The sequence below is a fragment of the Streptomyces sp. AM 4-1-1 genome (assembly GCF_029167625.1).
Classification (GTDB): Bacteria; Actinomycetota; Actinomycetes; order Streptomycetales; family Streptomycetaceae; genus Streptomyces.
Window position 1 is genome coordinate 6,660,223 of sequence record NZ_CP119145.1, and the last position, 18,509, is coordinate 6,678,731.

The 18,509-nt window shown below is 71.7% G+C and carries 15 protein-coding genes and 1 pseudogene; 8 read left to right on the forward strand and 8 right to left on the reverse strand.

Translation table 11 applies throughout. The features are described 5' to 3' along the window. Positions 1 to 278 precede the first annotated feature (278 nt). The 4 genes and pseudogenes from PZB75_RS28275 to PZB75_RS28290 all read right to left on the reverse strand — a co-directional run. Positions 279 to 728, reverse strand: a pseudogene (locus PZB75_RS28275) (alkene reductase); the annotation flags it as partial. Between the two features lie 131 nt (positions 729 to 859). Next, the gene (locus tag PZB75_RS28280; protein WP_275538123.1) at positions 860 to 1,558 is read right to left on the reverse strand and encodes a TetR/AcrR family transcriptional regulator C-terminal domain-containing protein; all 699 of its coding nucleotides are present in this window, start codon (positions 1,556 to 1,558) and stop codon (positions 860 to 862) included. Between the two features lie 468 nt (positions 1,559 to 2,026). Beyond that, the gene (locus tag PZB75_RS28285; protein ID WP_275538124.1) at positions 2,027 to 3,643 is read right to left on the reverse strand and encodes a carbohydrate binding domain-containing protein; all 1,617 of its coding nucleotides are present in this window, start codon (positions 3,641 to 3,643) and stop codon (positions 2,027 to 2,029) included. Between the two features lie 228 nt (positions 3,644 to 3,871). Next, positions 3,872 to 4,636 carry a lytic polysaccharide monooxygenase gene (locus PZB75_RS28290; protein ID WP_275538125.1) on the reverse strand — a complete coding sequence of 255 codons (765 nt, stop codon included), beginning with the start codon at positions 4,634 to 4,636 and terminating at the stop codon, positions 3,872 to 3,874. A gap of 271 nt (positions 4,637 to 4,907) precedes the next feature. On the opposite strand from PZB75_RS28290, the gene PZB75_RS28295 reads away from it, so the two are divergent. Both PZB75_RS28295 and panD read left to right on the forward strand, forming a co-directional pair. Further along, positions 4,908 to 5,528 carry an amidase family protein gene (locus PZB75_RS28295; RefSeq protein WP_275538126.1) on the forward strand — a complete coding sequence of 207 codons (621 nt, stop codon included), beginning with the start codon at positions 4,908 to 4,910 and terminating at the stop codon, positions 5,526 to 5,528. 373 nt (positions 5,529 to 5,901) lie between these two features. Next, positions 5,902 to 6,327 (forward strand): aspartate 1-decarboxylase, encoded by a 426-nt coding sequence (panD, locus tag PZB75_RS28300; protein WP_275538127.1) that lies wholly within the window; start codon positions 5,902 to 5,904, stop codon positions 6,325 to 6,327. A 585-nt stretch (positions 6,328 to 6,912) separates the two neighbouring features. On the opposite strand, the gene PZB75_RS28305 is transcribed toward panD, so the two are convergent. Together PZB75_RS28305 and PZB75_RS28310 are read right to left on the reverse strand one after the other, a co-directional pair. Further along, the gene (locus PZB75_RS28305; protein WP_275538128.1) at positions 6,913 to 8,343 is read right to left on the reverse strand and encodes a diaminopimelate decarboxylase; all 1,431 of its coding nucleotides are present in this window, start codon (positions 8,341 to 8,343) and stop codon (positions 6,913 to 6,915) included. Positions 8,344 to 8,722: 379 nt separating this feature from the next. Further along, positions 8,723 to 9,475 (reverse strand): MgtC/SapB family protein, encoded by a 753-nt coding sequence (locus PZB75_RS28310; RefSeq protein WP_275538129.1) that lies wholly within the window; start codon positions 9,473 to 9,475, stop codon positions 8,723 to 8,725. Between the two features lie 714 nt (positions 9,476 to 10,189). On the opposite strand from PZB75_RS28310, the gene PZB75_RS28315 reads away from it, so the two are divergent. Together PZB75_RS28315 and PZB75_RS28320 are read left to right on the forward strand one after the other, a co-directional pair. Continuing rightward, the gene (locus PZB75_RS28315) at positions 10,190 to 11,188 is read left to right on the forward strand and encodes a Gfo/Idh/MocA family oxidoreductase (RefSeq protein ID WP_275538130.1); all 999 of its coding nucleotides are present in this window, start codon (positions 10,190 to 10,192) and stop codon (positions 11,186 to 11,188) included. Further along, entirely contained in the window at positions 11,185 to 12,129 is a 945-nt protein-coding gene (locus PZB75_RS28320) for a TIM barrel protein (RefSeq protein WP_275538131.1), read from the forward strand. The genes PZB75_RS28315 and PZB75_RS28320 overlap by 4 nt, the downstream gene beginning before the upstream one ends. 48 nt (positions 12,130 to 12,177) lie before the next feature. Here PZB75_RS28320 and gndA read toward each other — a convergent pair whose 3' ends face one another. Then, positions 12,178 to 13,620 (reverse strand): NADP-dependent phosphogluconate dehydrogenase, encoded by a 1,443-nt coding sequence (gndA, locus tag PZB75_RS28325; RefSeq protein ID WP_275538132.1) that lies wholly within the window; start codon positions 13,618 to 13,620, stop codon positions 12,178 to 12,180. Positions 13,621 to 13,827: 207 nt separating this feature from the next. On the opposite strand from gndA, the gene PZB75_RS28330 reads away from it, so the two are divergent. Further along, a complete protein-coding gene (locus PZB75_RS28330) occupies positions 13,828 to 14,523 on the forward strand; it encodes a ribonuclease H (protein WP_275538133.1) in 696 nt (231 codons plus the stop codon). A 532-nt stretch (positions 14,524 to 15,055) separates the two neighbouring features. Here PZB75_RS28330 and PZB75_RS28335 read toward each other — a convergent pair. After that, positions 15,056 to 15,508 (reverse strand): ATP-binding protein, encoded by a 453-nt coding sequence (locus tag PZB75_RS28335; protein WP_343286264.1) that lies wholly within the window; start codon positions 15,506 to 15,508, stop codon positions 15,056 to 15,058. A gap of 100 nt (positions 15,509 to 15,608) precedes the next feature. Between PZB75_RS28335 and PZB75_RS28340 the strand changes: the two genes are divergently transcribed. The 3 genes from PZB75_RS28340 to PZB75_RS28350 are packed head-to-tail and all read left to right on the forward strand — an operon-like array spanning position 15,609 to position 18,454. Further along, a complete protein-coding gene (locus PZB75_RS28340) occupies positions 15,609 to 16,445 on the forward strand; it encodes a Scr1 family TA system antitoxin-like transcriptional regulator (protein WP_275538134.1) in 837 nt (278 codons plus the stop codon). A gap of 22 nt (positions 16,446 to 16,467) precedes the next feature. Further along, positions 16,468 to 17,259, forward strand: coding sequence for an SAM-dependent methyltransferase (locus PZB75_RS28345; protein WP_275538135.1), 792 nt, complete (start codon positions 16,468 to 16,470; stop codon positions 17,257 to 17,259). Positions 17,260 to 17,314: 55 nt separating this feature from the next. Further along, the gene (locus tag PZB75_RS28350) at positions 17,315 to 18,454 is read left to right on the forward strand and encodes a PP2C family protein-serine/threonine phosphatase (RefSeq protein WP_275538136.1); all 1,140 of its coding nucleotides are present in this window, start codon (positions 17,315 to 17,317) and stop codon (positions 18,452 to 18,454) included. Positions 18,455 to 18,509: the final 55 nt, after the last annotated feature.

An 18,509-nucleotide genomic window follows, 5' to 3' on the forward strand; every position in this document is an offset into this window, starting at 1 on the left:
GAGGCAGCCGGACAGGGTGAGCAGGATCTTTCCGCCGGACCGGGCCTGCGCGAGCAGCACCGGGAGGACGGCGTGGAAGGAGCAGGCAGCCACGATCCGGTCGAACTTCACCTCGGAGGGGCTCTTGAGCAGGCCCTCGATGATGTGGACGGCCCTTCGGCGAACTCCGGATTCTCGGCCAGGTCGACCCCGGCGCCTCGTCGTCCAGGCCCTCCAAGGCGTGGCGGGCCGCGGCCGCGAAGACTCGCGGCCGCTCTGCGGATTCCGTTGGGTGCCGGTCAGGCGGTGTACTGGTACGTCAAATAGGTGATGTACCCGCTGTCGCCGCCTTGGTAGAAGGTGTTCTCGTCGGCGGGGGCGACGGGCAGGCCGGCGCGCAGTCGTTCGGCGAGGTCGGGGTTGGCGAGGAAGGCGCGGCGGAAGGCGATCAGGTCGGCGCCGAGTCCCAGCCAGTGGTCGGCTTCGGACTTGCCGGTCTGCTTGGCTCCGCCGGGCATGGTGGGGCTGATGATCAGGGTGCCGGGCCAGGCGTTCCTCAGCTGGAGGAGGGTGTCCTCGTCGGTGGTGGCCTCCAGGTGCACGCAGGCGAGATCGAGGCGGGCCAGCTCGGTCAGCAGAGCGGTGTTCAGCTCGGCGGCGTCGTCCTCGATCGCGTCCCAGACGCCACCTCCGGGTGACAGAAGAATGCCGGTGCGGGCGACGCCCACGGTCTCGACGGTGTACGCGGCGAACCTCTCCAGCCGCACCATTGCCGGATGTGGCCCCGCGCGGCTCGCGCGTGTGCGCCGCCCGACGATGACGTCATGCATGGAGGTGTCCTCTTCTCAAAGCCCTGGCCGGGGCTGCCCGGCCGGGGGCGTCAGTGCAGACGGACGAGGCCGTCGAGGATGACGGTGATGCCCGTGAGGAACTGCTCGCGGTCGTCGTGGTCCCTCATCTGGCCGCCGATGGCGTGCATGAACGGATAGGTCCCGGGCGCGAGTGCTCGCCATCGCGCCGAGGCCGCGTCGAAGTACTCCCCGCGGTCGACTTCGCCGTCGGCGCCGGGACTGTCCCCTTCGACGCGGGCGTTCTGGCTGACCGCGCCGAGGATGTAGTGCACGAGTGTCGAAGCCGCGTCGAACCAGCGCTCCCGCGGCACACCGAGGGCCTGCACCTGCTGGCCGATCCGCTCGAAGATGCCGACTGTGACCGGACCCACCGGGTTGCGGACGATTTGCAGGGTCAGCCGTGTGGCCAGCCACCGGTGAGCTGTGATCGCGTCGAACAGGGCCAGTGCCGCCACGCGGATCTCCTCGGCCGGTGTGGACCGCGCCGGCGCGGGTGTCTCGGCCAGAGCCGCTGTCACGACCGTTTCGGTCGCCGCGTCCAGCAGATCATCCCGCTTTCCCACGTGATACGCGATGGCCCCGGCCCCCGTCGACAGGCGCTCACTGAGCGCCCGCACCGTCAGTGCGCCCTCGCCGCCCCCGTCCAGCAACTCGATGGCGGCGGTGAGGATCTGCTCCCTGGAGAGCACCTGATTGCGCCGCCCGGCACGGCGCGTTGGCATCGGCATACCTCCATGGTGACATTTTTTGGTGTGACATACCAACTTGGTGCGACGTACCAAATTGCTCAGGAGCCGACCTCGGTACGTCGCACGAAGTGCGTGGGTGGTTCCGGCGGCGGGCACGATGGTGTCGCTGGGGTGGACGTTGGCCCATACCGCTCCGTCGCTGGTGCGCTCCAGCTCGTTCAACCCGGGCGGCGGGCGACTGGCGTCGCTGACCTTCACCTGTCCTACGAGCCTATAGGTGGGGGTCCCGGAAGGTGAGCGTATCCGTTCCGTTGGGCGCCGGGCCTTGATCGCGCCAGGGTGAAGCGCACGTTCGTGCTGTTTCCGTATGCTCCGAACGCCCAGGTCGGTGGCGCTGTTTCAGGTAGGCGTCCTCTTCGGCGCGACGGCCGCGGCGCACGGCCGGCACCGGAAGTGGCGTGCGCCCTCACGGGAGGGCGTACGCCACGGACCGATGGTGCGAGTGCATCAACCGGTGAAACGGGCCGTGATGGAGGTGAACTGCCAGGCTGGGCGGTCGCGGTTGACCGCCCAGAAGGCGAGCCGGCCGAGATCGTGGCTGTTGGCCCAGTCACGGATCTGGGTCCAGATCTCGGGCGTGGTGACCTCACCGGCGTCGCTCGAGTCGTTCATGCCGGAGATGCCGACGTGGTTGTAGGCCTGTTGTTCGGTCCAGCCGAAGGTGGAGGCGAGCTTGGTCTTGAGGCCTTCGGTGGCCTTGACGGTGTTGCCGTACATGTCGGCCTGGCCGCCGAAGTTGAACGGCATGATGGTGAAGTTGTCGATGTCCGCCCCGAGGGTCCGGGCGCGTTCGATGAGGCGGTTGCCCCACGAGTTGGGCCCGGTGTTGAGGGTGGGGAAGGTGACGATGGTGCGGAGGCCGGGGTTGTTCTGCTTGACGGTCTTCAGGGCGCCGAGGATGCGGTCCTGGACAGCGGCGTTCTCGAACTCGTCGGTGTTCTCGATGTCGATGTCGATGGCCTTGAGGTCGTAGGCGTCAATGACCTTCTGATAGGCACTGGCGAGCGCTTCGGTCGTCGAGCAGTTGGGCCCGAGCTTGTTGCCGCTCCAGCCGCCGATGGACGGGACGACGTCGCCGCCCGCCGCCCGGATCGCCTTGATCGCCGCCTCGTCCGAGCCGCCGGTCAGCGGGCGCTGGCTGTCCCAGGTCGGGTTGCAGCCGTTCTGCGCGAGGACGAAGGCCATGGTGTACCACTTGATGCCGGTGGCCTTCATGACCTCGGCCGGGCTCGGCGGGTTGCCCCAGCCGAGGTAGAGGTACGGCGCGGCCTGGATGAAGCGGGCGCCGCTGCCGCCGCCCTCGCCGGTGGTCGCGGTGACGGCCGCGGAGTCCGGTGACGCGTTGCCCGCCCGGTCCTTCGCCCGGACCGTGAAGCGGTACGCGGTGCTGGGCGTCAGCCCGCCGACGGTCGCCGATGTGCCAGTCACCGAGGTCGCCAGGGTGCCGTCGCGGTACACGTCGTAACCGCTGACGCCGACGTTGTCGGAGGCCGCGTCCCAGGCCAGCGAGACGCTGGTGGCGGAGGTTCCGGTGGCACGCGGGTTGCCGGGCGCGGAGGGCGCGTCGGTGTCGTCGCTGCCGCCCGGACCGTCCAGGCTGATGTCGTCCGCGTAATACGTGCCCTGCCCGTACCAGCCCTGCAGATAGATCTCGGCGCTCTGCTGGGAGGACTCGGTCGTGAAGGAGACCGTCAGCTGCTTCCAGTCAGAAGCGGAGGCCGTCCAGGTGGACGTGCCGCCCTGGACACCGAGGTACGTGTAAGAGCCGCGCACCCACGCCGAGAGGGTGTACTTCGTGCTGGGCCGCACGGACACCGTCTGCGCGCACCGCGCCGTGTCCGAGTTGCTCGCGGCCCCGGCCAGCGCGCGGGTGCCGCCGTGCACGGGGCTGCTCACGACCGAGCCGGTGTTCCCGGCGCAGGACCAGCCCGCGAGGTCACCGGCCTCGAAACCGGGGTTGGTCAGCAGGTTGGCCGCTTGCGCGGTGGCGGGGGTCATCAGCGCGCCGGCGCCGCCGAGCAGGGCAACAGTGGCGCAGGCGAGCAGGCGATGCCGACTTCTCACGCTGTCTCCTGGTGGCGGGGGGCGGTGCCCGGATGTGGGGAAGGTGTGGAAACGGCCGGCGCAGGTTCCTTCCGGGACCTGCGCCGGCCGGTCGTGATCGAGTGGTCGCGCTCGGGGTGCGGGTGGACCAGGCCGCTGCGGGACCAGGGCCACTGAGGGGCCTACGCTCCCGGGATCAGGGCCGCGGGGGTCAGGGCCGCTGGGGGATCACGACGGTTGCGGGCCGGCTCAGCAGGCGCCGAGGTCCTCCCAGACGCCCCACTCGCCGGTGGTACCGGGCTTGTCGCCGGCCACCCACCACTTGGCCCGCCAGTTGTGGCCGTTGTACGAGACGGTCTCGCCGCCGTTGTAGACGTTGCCGGCGTTCCAGGCCGCGGTCGTGCAGTCGCCGGGCTCCTCGCCGTTACCGCCGTCGTCACCGCCGCCGCCGTTGTTGCCACCGTCACCGCCGCCACCGTCACCGCCGCCGCCGTTGCCGCCGCCGATGTTCACGTCGATGCAGGCGTAGAACGCGTTGGCGGTGTCCGCGATGTTCCAGACGGCGAGCAGCTTCTGCTTACCGCTGAACCCGCTGAAGTTCAGCTGGTGGTTGACCGTGGCGGCGGGGATGCGGCCGTTGTCGTTGAACTGGGCGATCTTCTGGTTGCCGATGAAGTACTGCCAGTTACTCGTGGCGTGGCGCGCCTCGATCGTCCACGTCAGGTTCTGCGCGGTGCCGACCGGGGTGACTTTCCAGCCCTTGCTGTCGTTGTCCAGGTCCGCCCAGCGGGGGTCGCCTCCGCTACAGGTGCGCAGCCCCTTCGGACCCTCGACGCTCGCAGGCTCGTACTTGATATCACCGCACTGGACCACGCGGTTGGCGCACTGGTCCTGCCGGCTGGACGGCGAGACCACCCAGCCGTGGGCGCTCGCCGAGGGCGCCGGGAGGCCCAAGGCCACTGCGGGAGCGACCAGAGCACCCAAGGTTGCGGCCCACTTTTTCTTCATGTTCATGACATTCAATTCCCTTCGTGCATGCCGGGTCCGCCCACGTGAACGTACGACGTTGCCGATGTGGCAACTTCACATGCGAAGGTCTAGACCGACGCTTGCAGGTCTAGACCTTAGCGAAGGAGGGGAACCCGTCAAGAGGCTGAGCGCTGCCCTGTACCGCCCGTCGGCCCCCGAACTCCCGTTTACGCGTTCGGTCTTGCGCCGTACGGACGGACGTGCTGAGGCGACCGGTGAGGGTCCCTTGTCCCGCACGGCCCCCGTGTAGTGGGGTATGCGCCATGACGAAGAGAAGCACGGCGGCCCTGGCTGCGGTCCTGGTCATGGCCCCCTTGAGGGCGGTGGCGTTCGGTCCTCAGGCAGCCGCTTCCTCCCGCCCGGCGGCTCGGCGCGATCCGCCGAGTCGACGCCGCTCGGCGGCATCGACCTCGACACCGTCACCATCCCCGAACTGCAGGCCCAAATGGCCCGCGGCTCGCTGTCCTCGGTTCGGCTAACCCTCGCCTACCTGCGGCGGATCAAGGCCATCGACCCCAAGATCAACGCGGTCCGCACGCCAGCCCGACGGCCCTCGGGTAGGCGGCGGCCAGCGACATCAGGCACCGCCTCGGCCGCACGCGGTCCGTTGGACGGCATCCCCGTCCTGCTCAAGGACAACGTGGACACCCGCGACATGCCGACGACCGCCGGGTCCCTGGCCCGGGCCGGGAAGCCGCCGCGCGCCGACGCCGAACTCGTCGCGAAGCTGCGGGCGGGCGGCGCGGTGATACCAAGGGCTGTCCCGCGATCCGTGGTGGATCAGAGTGCGGCGCCAGATGCGGTGTATCGCAAGGTGGAGGGGCGTCCGCGTACTGGATGTACGGGGACGTTCCGACAGCGCCGCGAGGTGCCGTAGCCGTCGTCGCACGCCCACCAGGGATGGGTCTGTCAGTGCGTTCTTCCTCAGGGCAGGCCGCGAGGGGGCTTGCCGGCAGGTGGCCATTGGGGGCGCGTATCCGACTTCCGGCCAGCCCGTCCATGTGACCGTGATTACGGACGCCCTTCGGTGGTGCCGCATAGGCTTGGGTCGTCGCCGTGATGCGATCCGTGATGGGGGTGCGGTCCTCCTCCAGTCGCCTGACGGAGTGTCGGCAAAGTCGGCAAGTGGTCAGCACGAGTCCTGGAAAACTTGGGGAAAGCTGTCCGAGCGCGCGACTCGCTGTAGGCTGTCGAAACAGCCCTTGACCTGCAAAAAAGCAGGCAGGGAGCCTACTTGTAGGAGTACCTCGATGATACGTACAATGTTCAAGTCCAAGATCCATCGGGCCACCGTGACCCAGGCCGATCTGCACTATGTCGGCTCGGTCACCATCGACGCCGAGTTGATGGAAGCCGCCGATCTGCTCCCCGGCGAACTGGTGCACATCGTCGACATCGACAACGGCGCCCGGCTCGAGACGTACGTCATCGAGGGCGAACGCGGCTCCGGGGTCATCGGCATCAACGGCGCCGCCGCCCACCTCGTCCACCCCGGTGATCTCGTCATTCTGATCAGCTACGCCCAGGTCGACGACGCCGAGGCGCGCTCGCTGATCCCGAGCGTCGTGCACGTCGACGCGAACAACCGGATCGTCGCGCTCGGTACCGATGCGTCGGCGCCGGTTCCGGGCAGCCGTACGGAGCGGAGCCCGCACGCCGTCGGCGTCACCGGCTGACAGTGCCGCCGGGCGGATCACCTACCCACTCGGCCGCCCCGCGTTCCGCCTGCGCGTGAGAGGACGTCCCGCGTCCCCCGACGACACCGCCATCGGGGACGCGGGGGCCGGGAAATGCGGACGGGCACGGGAGACGGCCGGGGCCGTTCCGTACGTGTGGACTCGGCAGGCGCGGGCAGCCGCACCGGGAGACGGTGGAGACGAGATCCACTCGACACCTCTCGAACCCTTGGAGGCCGAGATGACCCATCCGTTCCCGGAACCCGTACCTCCGGCGCCCCGGCCGGTACCCGGTCCGCCGAGCCCTCTGCCGCAGCCCACCCCCGTACCGCCGGGTCCCGCTCCCACACCGCCCCGCCCCACGCCCCCCGGTCCCTCCCCGGATCCGATCCCGCAGCCGCCCACTCCGGACCCCGACCCGGTGCCCGATCCGGAGCCCTCGCCCTCACCGGCCGGGTGACACCGGGCCCGCGCCGCCGCCCGGCCGGCCCGGTGAGGCCCCGGGCGGCGTAACGTCCCGGCCGAGGTGGTGCGGCGCCCCGGCCGGTGACGGGCCAGGTACGGGGAATGCGCACCGGCTCGCGGTCAGGGGCGTCCCGGCCGTCCTGGCGCGGGTGGTGTGCGCGGCCCGTCCGACGGCGTCGGGCGAGTGTCGTCCGCGAGCGTGAGCAGGGCGTCCACATGGCCGAGGCCGCTCTCCGCCGATACCGAGTCCAGCGTCTGCGCGTCGCGGACCGTGGCGAAGCGCACCCCCTGCTCGGCGCCGTCCACGCGGAAGCCGTGGACCGCGGGCCGGGGCAGACTGTTGTAGCCCCACGGCGTGGAGAAGTAGTAAGCCCCCGTGTCGTACAGCACCACGAAGTCACCCTCGCTCAGCTCGGGCAGTTCCCGGCCCCACGCGACCACATCACCGGCGAAGCAGCAGGGGCCCGCGATGTCCTGCACCAGCGCGGCGCCCCGCTTCGGCCGGCCCGTCGCGTCGAACGCGCCGACCCGAAGCGGCCAGGCGTCGGGCATCAGGACCGTACGGGTGGCGGTCTGCGCACCCGCGTGGGTGAGCGCGATCCGGCGCCCGCCCGCTTCCTTCGTGTACTCCACGAGTGCGCCGATGAAGCCGTTCTTCGCCAGCAGCGACCGTCCGAACTCCGTGACCAGCGCGTACCTTCCGTCGAAGAGGGCGGGCGCGGCGGTGCGCAAGGCGGACACGTACTCGGCGAAGGTCGGCCGGTCGGCGTCGTCGGTGAAGTCGACCGGAAGCCCACCGCCGATGTCGAGGCTCGTGATCCGCCGCGCGCCGAGCGCCCCGTTGATCTCCTCCGCCAGCCGGTACCCCTCCGCGACCCCCGCCGCGATCAGTTCCAACGGGCATCCCTGGGAGCCGACATGGGTGTGCAGCCTGCTCAGCCACGGACGCTCGGCGAACGCTCGCGCCACCCGGTCACGGGCCCCCGGATCACGCAGCGCGACCCCGAACTTCGAGGTGTCGGTCGCGGTGCTCATCGCTCCGATCGCGCCCCCACCCACCTGGGGGTTGACCCGCAGCCCCACGGTCGACCGTGAGTGGGGCGGGCGCAGCGCGTCGATCCGTTCGAGTTCGTCGAAGTTGTCGGCGTTGACGGCCACGCCCAGTTCCAGGGCCCGGCGGATCTCCTCGCGGGTCTTGGCGGGGGAGTCGAGCACGATCCGCGCGGGCGCGAAACCGGCGTCGAGCGCGATCCGCAGTTCACCGGGCGAGGCCACTTCGCACCCCATTCCGCGGTCGGCGAGCAGCCGGAGCACCGGCACCAGCGAGGCCGCCTTGGCGGCGAAGGTGTGCAGGACCGGGTACGGGCCGGTGAAGGCTTCACGCAGAGCGGCGACCGAGTCATGCACGCCTTCGGTGTCGACGAAGCCGGCGACCGGCCGGTCCGCGCCGAGCAGCCCGGTCTCGACGGCGTACCGGACCGCCGCGGTGATGCGGTCGGGACGGGACGGACGCGAGGTGCCGGACCCCGGCACCAGTGGGGCGGAAGGCATGGAACGGGCGTCGGTGATGGCGGCCTCCCAGGTCTTCGTCGGAGCAACAGGGCTGAGCGGACAGGGCCGAGCGGACAGGACTGCTCGCGGTGGTCGGCCACCCGGCCGGTCACCGTCCGAAAGCGGCCCGGACCTCACTCGTGAGGCGTACCGCGAGTGAGCATACGAGCGGACCCCGGTGCGCGCCACGGTGCGAGAGCCGAGTGGTGAAGGGGGTGGTGGGCGCGCGAGAGCCGGGTGGCGAGGGGGAGATGGCCACGCGAGGGGCCGACGGCGAAGCAGCGGTGGGGGCCGGGGCCGGGCACGTGGTGCCGGTCACCGGGCGAGTCCCGACTCGGCCCGTGGCACTCCCGTCCGCCCCGCCCAGCCCCGCCTCGCGTCATTCGTCGGCGACGTCGCTCCTGCTGCAGGCCAGCACGCCGGTGGTCCGCGCCAGCCGGGCGGTGAGCGCGTCCACGTCGCCACGGCCCTGCACGCTGAGCGCGACCTCCACCGCGTGTTCCAGGGCGCGCGGCGACTCCGTACGCCGGCGGCGGAACATTCCCGACCCCTCGGTGCTGAGCGTGGTCAGCTCGGAGATGGAGAACCCGGCGTCCGTGCACTGATTGACCAGTTCCCGCAGCGTGCCCATGCCCTCGGTGTAGGTGATCCGGTATCCGATGGAGGCATTGCGCAGCGCCGGGAGCATATGGGCCAGCGGGCGGACACCGTACGACACGAGGAAGTACGCGAGGGTGGCGAGCGTCGCGAGCACGGGCAGCCCGGCCCCGGCCGCCGCCCCGACCGCCGCGGTGAGCCAGATCGAGGCCGCGGTGGTCAGCCCCCGCACCGAACCACGGTGCACGAAGATGACGCCGCCCCCGATGAATCCGAGACCCGACACGATCTGCGCGGTCACCCGGGACGGGTCCAGCTCCACCCTCCCGGTGAGCAGGACATCACTGAAGCCGTACTTGCTGACGAGGGTGAACAGCGCGGCCCCCAGCCCGACGATCGTGTAGGTGCGCAGCCCGGCAGCCTTCTGACGGATCTCGCGCTCCAGCCCGATCGCACAGGAGAGGGCGAAAGCGATCCCGAACTGAGCCGCGTGTGTCCAGTTCTGTCCGAATGGCTCACTGATGTCGAGTGCCACCGACCCTCCCTCTCCCTGCTTCGTGCCATCCGCTCCGCTCGGCGCCGTACCGCGTCACCCTGCGCGGCACGGTCGCACACGGCAGTCGCACATAACGGTCGTACATAGTGATGTCGTACATGGTGATTCTTCCGCCAAGCTTCTCGATCCATGCGGGCACCGGCTGTTTTCGGCCCCGCCGCCGAGTCGTGGAGGCGCGGAAAACGGACGCTCGGACCGGCCGCGGCGGGATGAGTGTGAGGCGGGGCCCGGCATGTCGGGCCGACGGTGGTGGGAAGACGTGGCGGTGAAGTCCCCGCCGTACCGCGTGCCCTGGTGCGGCCCGCCCATGCCGATCAGCGCCCAGGCCGATCAATCCGATCACCGTCCGTGCCGGCCCTCTTCCATGCCGGCCGACCGCGCCGATGTACGCGGGTCACGCGGCCCTCGCGCGTCGAATCCTCGTACGGACCGATCGGTGCCTTACGTGGCCTGGTGGCGGCCGGGCCCGATGGTCGGTTGTCGGCCGTTCGGGTGCCGACGACCCGCGGAGGGAAGAGGACGGAAGGAGACGGACGAGGAACAGGGAGCCGTCATGCCGACGCAGGCTGAGCTCCATACGCCCGTAGTGTCCGTACACATGCTTGTCCTGAACTCTTGTCCAACGGTACGAACGCCCCGAGGCCACGGGGCACGCCGGACCCGTCGGATTTCTGGAACCGGAGGAATCCGCGCATGCGCATCGGACTGATCGGTACCGGCCGCATCGGTACCTTCCACGCCGAGACCCTGCTCGGTCTGCCGGCCGTGACCGGACTGGTGCTCCACGACGCCGACGGGCACCGGGCCCGAGCCGTCGCCGACAAACTGGGCGTCGACGCGGTGCCCGATCTCACCGCGCTGCTGGCATCGCGACCGGACGGTGTGGTGATCGCCGCGCCGACGGCGACCCACGCGGCACTCGTCCGTGCCTGCGCGGGGGCGGGAATCCCGGTCTTCTGCGAGAAGCCGATAGCCGCCACGCTCGCCGACACACGAACTCTCCTCGCCGAGCTGACGACTGCCCAGGTCCCCTTGCAGGTCGGCTTCCAGCGCCGGTTCGACACCGGATACGCGGCCTTGCGCCGTTCCGTCGCCGACGGCGCGCTCGGCTGGGTGCACACCGTGCGGGCCGTCACCTCCGATCCCCAGCCGCCGCCGGCCGGCTATGTGGCCGTCTCCGGCGGGATCTTCCGGGACTGCGCCGTGCACGACTTCGACATGGTGCGCTGGGTGACCGGCCGCGAGGTCGTCGAGGTGTACGCCACCGGTTCCGACCGGGGCGACGCGTGCTTCGCCGCGGCGGGCGACGTCGGCACCGCCGTCAGTCTGCTCACCCTCGACGACGGCACCCTCGCCTCCTGCACCGCGACCCGTCACAACGGCGCCGGCTACGACGTCCGGATGGAGGTCTCCGGGTCCAGGGGGACCCTCGCGGCCGGGCTGACCGCGCGCACCCCGGTCGTCGGCACCGACGGCGACCCCTGGCCCGTCGAACGGCCGCACGAGGGGTTCCTGACCCGCTTCAGAGACGCCTACACGGCCGAACTCACCGCGTTCACCGAGCTCGTCGCGGGCGCCGGACCCAGTCCCTGCACGGGCGAGGACGCCCTCGCCGCGCTGCTGATCGCGGAGGCCGCCGAGGAGTCCAGGCGGTCCGGCCGCCCGGTACGGGTCACGGAGGTCCTTCGATGATCCGGATCGCCGGGGCGCCCATCACCTGGGGGGTGTGCGAGGTCCCGGGCTGGGGCCACCGGATGTCCGCCGGGCGGGTGCTCGCCGAAATGGCCGAGACCGGTCTGTCCGCGACGGAGTTCGGACCGGACGGCTTCCTGCCGCGCGACCCGGCGGCACGCTCCCGGCTGCTCGCGGAACACGGCCTCACCGCCGTCGGAGGGTTCGTCCCCGTCGTACTGCACCGCCCCGACCACGACCCGCTGCCGACCGTGCTCGACGCCCTCGCCGGATTCGGCCCGGCGCGCACCCTGGTCCTCGCCGCCGCCACGGGTGACCACGGATACGACCGGCGGCCGGAACTCGACGCCCGGGGCTGGGACATCCTCCTCCGTAATCTCGAACGGCTCACGCGACGGGCGGCCGACGCGGGCGTCTCCGCCGTCCTCCACCCGCATGTCGGCACCCTGGTCGAGGGCCCCGACGACATCACGCGGGTGCTCGACGGCAGCGCCGTGCCCCTCTGTCTGGACACCGGGCACCTCCTGGTCGGTGGCAGCGACCCCGTCGCCCTCGCCGTCCGGGCGGCCGAACGCGTCGCGCACGTCCATCTGAAGGACGTCGACGCCGCACTGGCCGGCCGGGTGAGGAACGGCGAGACCGGCTACGCCGAAGCGGTGCGCACCGGCCTCTACCGGCCGCTCGGCGCAGGGGACATCGACATCGCCGCCCTTGTCTCCGCCCTCGGAGCCGTGGGCTACGACGGCTGGTACGTGCTGGAACAGGACACCGCGCTGGACGCCGAACCGGCCCCCGGCGACGGCCCCCTCGCCGACGTCCGTACGGCGCTCGCCCACCTGGACCGGATCACCGGTACGGCCGGCCGCGCCGGGGCGAAGGACCGCGAGGGCGCGGCGGTCCGGCGCGGCGGCCGGGCCGTCGGCGTCCCACCGCACCACTGACGTCGCAGGCCCGGGGCCCGGTCGGCGCCGGGCCCCGGCCAGGGATGGTCAGTCCGTGTCCACCTCGGACCTGTCGCCGCCCCAGAGCGTGTGGTACGAGCCGTCGCGGTCCGTGCGCCGATAGGTGTGGGCGCCGAAGAAGTCCCGCTGCCCCTGGGTGAGCGCGGCGGGCAGCCGTTCGGCCCGCAGCCCGTCGTAGTACGAGAGCGCGGCGGCGAAGCCGGGGGTCGGCACCCCGTGCCGGGCGGCCTCGGCGACCACCGTGCGCCAGTCGTCCTGCGCCGCTCCGACCTCCTCCGTGAACTCCCGGCCCGCGAGCAGCAGCGGCAGTCCGGGGCTCGCGGCGTAGGCCGAGCGGATGCGGTCGAGGAACGCGGCCCTGATGATGCACCCGGCCCGCCAGATCGCCGCCACCGCTCCGAGGTCGATGTCCCACCCGTACGCCTGGCCGCCGGCCCGGATCTGGTGGAAGCCCTGGGTGTACGAGACGATCTTGGACGCGTACAGTGCCTGCTCCACCCGGTCGGCGAAGGCTCCGGCCGCCGCCTCGTCCAGCGGGGCGGGCGTCGGCCCCGGCAGCCCACGGGCGGCCTCCCGCAGGTCCGCGTGACCCGACAGCGAACGCGCGAAGACGGCCTCGGCGATGCCCGGCACCGGCACCCCGAGATCCAGGGCGATCTGCACCGTCCAGCGCCCGGTGCCCTTCTGCTCGGCCTGGTCCCGCACGATGTCGACGAACGGCTTTCCGGTGGCGGCGTCGTCGTGCGCCAGGACCTCGGCCGTGATCTCGATCAGATACGAGTCGAGGCGGCCGGTGTTCCACCCCCGGAACGTCTCCGCGATCTTCGCGGGGGAGTAGCCCGCGACCGCCCGGAGCAGGTGGTACGCCTCGGCGATCAGCTGCATGTCCGCGTACTCGATGCCGTTGTGCACCATCTTCACGAAGTGTCCGGCGCCGTCCGCACCGATGTGGGTGGTGCACGGGGTGCCGTCCTCGGCCTTCGCGGCGATCCGCTCCAGCATCGGGCCCAGGGACGCGTACGACTCGGAAGAGCCGCCCGGCATGACGCTGGGCCCGTTCAGGGCGCCCTCCTCACCGCCGGAGATGCCGACGCCCACGAAGTGGATGCCGCGCTCGCGCAGCTCCCGCTCCCGGCGCCGGGTGTCCTCGAAGTGGGCGTTGCCGCCGTCGATGACGACATCCCCCTCCTCCAGGAGCGGGGCGAACTCCTGGATCACCGCGTCCGTCGGGTCGCCGGCCTTCACCATGACGACGAGACGGCGTGGCCGCTCCAGTGCCGCGACGAACTCCTCCGGGGTACGGGCCGCGACGAACGTGCCCTCGTCGCCGAACTCCTCGACCAGGGCGTCGGTTTTCGCCGTGGTGCGGTTGTGCACGGCGACCGTGTAGCCGTTGCGGGCGAAGTTACGGGCGAGGTTGCGGCCCATCACCGCGAGCCCTGTGACGCCGATCTGCGCTGTGCCGCTCATGCCTGCGCTCCTGAACCGTGTCGGGGACGTGCGCTCCAGCGGGGACGCCGGAAAGACCGGCCCGCTCGTGCGGGCGATTCCGCCCTGGACGGTGGCCGGTCGGGTGTGTCCGGTCCACCGGTGATGTCCAGTATGGGCACCGGCCGCGCCGACGTCCTGTTCGGCCGGGGGACCGGCGGGCCCCGCCGCGCTGGCATGATCGGGGGCATGGACGAGTGCATCATCGCCGCGTGTGACGGGGCGTCGAAGGGAAATCCGGGTCCCGCCGCCTGGGCGTGGGTCGTGGCCGACGCACAGGGCCGGCCCGAGCGCTGGGAGGCGGGCCCGCTGGGCACGGCCACCAACAACGTCGCGGAGCTCACCGCGCTGAAGGAACTGCTGGAGTCCACCGACCCGGCCGTCCCGGTCGAGGTCCGCATGGACTCGCAGTACGCGATGAACGCGGTGACGAAGTGGCTGCCCGGATGGAAGCGCAACGGCTGGAAGACCTCGGCGGGCAAACCCGTCGCCAACCGCGATCTGGTCGCCGGTATCGACGCCCTGCTGACCGGGCGGACCGTGAACTTCCGCTATGTGCCCGCGCACCGCGCGGACGGTGACCACCTCAACGCCCTCGCCGACCAGGCCGCCAGCGAGGCAGCCGTCTCGCAGCGGGCGGCGGGTACCTCCCACGGTTCGACGGAGCTGCCGGCACCCGCCCAGGCCAGGGTCACGAAGCCGCGGGAAGGGGACACGGCACCGAGGACCACGAGCGGATCGGCGCGGGGGACGCGCTCCGGCGCGACGATCCGGGCGCGCTTCGCCGGCCGGTGCCACTGCGGGAAGCCGTACGCCGCGAAGGACATGATCGCGAAGAACCCTCAGGGCTGGGGCCACCCGGACTGCCGGACCACGACCGTCTGAGCACGCGCACGTCCTGACGGCGTGCGGGGCGTGCGTCCTGAGGCGTGCGCCCGAAGGGTGCGGCCTGCGGAACCTGACGGTGCTCGGCTTCACGTGGTCCGCAGGGTTCTGCGGGACCGGTGACTTCCGCGGGCTGCCGGGCGCCGGACTCCGTGAAACCGCCAGGTCCACGCGGTCCGCGGCGCTTCGCGAGGCTGTCGGACGCCGAACCTGCGGGGCTTCGGAGATCCGCAGGGCGCCGGACTCCGCTGGGCTTCGGAGATCCGCCGGGCGCCGGACTTCGCGAAACCGCCAGGTCCAGCGGTCCGCGGCGTTTCGCGAGGCTGCTGAGCACCGAACCCGCAGGGCTCCGGAAATCCGCAGGGCTCCCGTATCCACCGGGCGTCGTGCCTCCGCAGGGCACCGGCCACCGCCGCAAGCCGCTTCGGGCCACCACGGCCCGGGCTCGCGGCAGGCTAGTTCCGAAGCACCACGGCCCGCTCCGGACCACCTCGATGGAGCAGCGTGGCCCGCCGGTTCCGTCCGGACCCGCTCAGACGTCGGCCCAGACCAGCCGGCCCGCCGGATTCGTACCCGTACCCCACCGCTCGGCCAGTGCCTCGACGAGCATCAGGCCCCGCCCGCTCTCGTCCAGGGGCACTTCGTCCGGCCCGGACGAGGCCGCCGTGAGGTCCGGCGACGGGCACGGCGCCGGAAGACACCGGGTGCCGCAGTTCCACACGCCTATGCGCACTCCGTCGGCGGAATGCAGGACCTCGCACCAGATCCGGTGACTGTCGGTGTGCTGGACGGCGTTGGCGACCAGCTCGGTCACGAGGAGTGCCGCGGTGTCGATCCGGTCCTTCGGCTCCCCCCACGCCCGCATCGCCGCCTGGACCCGGTGCCGGGCCTCAGGGACGCCTTCGACGATGCCGGGAATCCACCAGCCTTGTGTGCTGTCGCCCACATCCGGGGCCTGTTGCACGCAGGTGATTATTTCGGACATGTATGTACTCTCGTCGCAAACGGCCTACTTTGCAAGCGACAGAATGTGAGCCGTGCTCCATGCCCGGGTCGTCCGAGGAATCCGAGGAAGGTGCCAGGAGATGAGACCGCGATCGGGCCCCACCGTCCAGCACCGGGTCCTGGCGGTCCGGCTCCGGCTGCTGCGGGAGCGCGCCGGAGTCGGTCTGCGGACCGCCGCCGACGCGCTGGGGGCCCACCCGGCCACCGTGCGCCGCATCGAACGCGCCGAGACGGGCCTCGACGCGCGACAGGTCCAGCTCCTCCTGGACTGCTACGGCGTGCCCGCCGCCGAGGCCGAACCGATCATGGCGGGCCTCGGTGTAGCGAACGTCCCCGGCTGGTGGCACGAGTGGCGCGACGTCATGGCCCCCTGGCAGCAGGACGTCATCGGCATGGAGTCATCGGCCGCCCTCGTCCGCACCTGGCACCCGGCGCTGGTGCCCGAACTGCTGCGCACACCGGCGTACGCCGCCGCCCTGTACGGCTCGCGGTATCCCGACGACACCCCCGACGAGCTCGACAGGCGGGTGGGGCTCCTACGGGAGCGACAGCGGCGTCTGAGGGCCCGGGGAGCCGCGCTCTGGGCCCTTCTGCCGGCCGCCGCCCTGTACACCCGCGTCGGCGGCACCGCCGTGATGGACGAGCAGCGCGAGACGCTGGCCGAGGCCGCCCGGCTGCCGCACACCACCGTGCAGGTGGTGCCGCTCGATCACCCGCCGCACCCGATGACCGCGGTTCCACCCCTGCACCTGTTGCGTGTTCCCGCCCCCGAGATCGGCGATCAGGTCATCCTGGAGACCCCGGGTGTCCGAGTGGACGTCGTCGACGAACCGGGCGCGGTGATGGACTACCGCATCCGGCTCGACGCGGCCTGCGCCGCCGCTCCCCACCCGGACACGCCCCTTCCGGTGCGGTGAGAGAAGCGAGAGAGGTCCCGCCATGACAGAACCGGACGAGAACCGGATCGACACCTCCGTCCCCCATTCGGCCCGCATCTGGAACTACTGGCTGGGCGGCAAGGACAACTACCCCGCCGACCGGGCCGCCGGCGACGCCTACAGCGGCATGTTCCCGGACATCGGGGCCTTCGCCCGCGCCTCCCGGGGTTTCCTCGTACGCAGCGTCCGGTACCTCGCCCGCGACGTCGGCATCCGCCAGTTCCTCGACGTCGGCGCCGGCCTCCCCACGGAGCTGAACACCCACGAGGTCGCCCAGGCCGTGGCGCCCGAGTCCCGGGTGGTCTACGCCGACCACGACCCGCTGGTCCTCCTGCACGTGCACGCCCTGCTGAGCAGCGCGCCCGAGGGGGCCACCGACTACATCAACGCGGACATGCGGGACACCGAAGCCCTGCTGCGGGCGGCCGACGCGTCACTCGACCTCACGGCCCCCGTCGGTCTGGTCGTCTCCGACGTGCTCGGCCACATCACCGACCTGGACGAGGCCCGTGACGTCGTCCGCCGGCTGACCGGCGCCCTCCCCTCGGGCAGCTACCTCTCCCTCAGTCACGCCGCGCCCACCGACCCGGTCCACGTGGCGGCCCAGGAGGCGTACAACAACTCCGGGGCCATCCCGTACATCCTGCGCACCCCGGAGGAGATCGCCGGATTCTTCGACGGTCTGGAGCTCGTCGAACCGGGCCTCGTCCCCTGGCCCCGCTGGCGCCCCACCGCCGACACCCCCGCCGGACCGCCCAGCGCGGGATACGGGGCGGTCGCCCGTATCCCGTGAGCCCGCGAGCGCCGCCCGGGATGCGCCGGGCGGCGCTTGCGGGCAGCGTGGTGGAGTGCCGCAGCTGCGTAGGGCCCAGTGGATTCCGGTCGGTGTCATCGTGCTGGCCGTGGTCATCGACCTCGTCACCCCGCCCGATGTGACGTCCGCGCCGCTCCTGATGGCCGCGCCGGTCGCCGCCGCGCCGCTGCTCGGCCTGCGCGGGATCATCGGTGTCGGAATCGCGTCCATGGTGGTCCACGCGGTCCTCGCGTGGGTGGACGGAACCTTCGGCTGGCGCGCCGGAGTGGCCAACCAGATCACCCTGGCGTCCGTCACCGCCCTCGCCGTCCTGATCAACCGGACCCTGCACAGTCAGCACGCCAGGACCAGACGCGCCGAGCAGATCGCGGCCATCGCCCAGACGGCCGTGCTGCCCCGGCCGCCCGCGCGCATCGGCGCCCTGCACATCGCCGCGCGCTATGTGCCCGCGGAGGACGAGGCGACGATCGGCGGAGATCTGTACGTGGTGCAGGCCACCCCGTACGGCACCCGCGTCATGGTCGGTGACGTGCGGGGCAAGGGACTGGGCGCGGTGAGCGCGGTCAGTGCCGACATCGGTGCCTTCCGGTACGCGGCCGACGAGGCCGAGGACCTTCCGCAGCTGGTGAACTGGCTGGAGCGGGCGCTCCTGCGCGAGGGCGAGCGACGCGGCGGGCAACAACAGGAGGAAGGCTTCACGACGGCCCTCATCGCGGAGTTCTCCACGGACCTCGACGTCGTACGCCTGGTCAACCGCGGCCACCCACCGCCCCTGCTCCTCGCCGCGGACGGCTCGGCGACCCTGCTCGAAGCATCGGAGGAGGCGCCCCCGCTGGGAATGAGCGCCCTGGGCATGTGGTCGGCCCCGGTGGACTCCTTCGCGTTCCCGCCCGGCTCCACCCTGCTCTGCTACACGGACGGCGTCACCGAGTCGCGGGACGCCACCGGCACCTTCTACGACCCCGTCGTCCGGCTCCCGCTCCTGCTCGGCCGCCGCACGCGGCCGGCCCGGCCCGCGGCGCCGGGCCAGATCCTCGACACACTGATCCAGGACGTCCGACGGCACAGCGGCGGCACACCCCAGGACGACCAGGCACTGCTCGCCCTGCACCACCCCCGTCCCGGACAGGAACCCGCCCCGGACGATCGGGACCCGTCCCGGACGCCGCTCTGAGACCGCCGCGCCCGGCCGTGCGCGTACCGGCATGATGGAGGTCCCCGCGGACGGA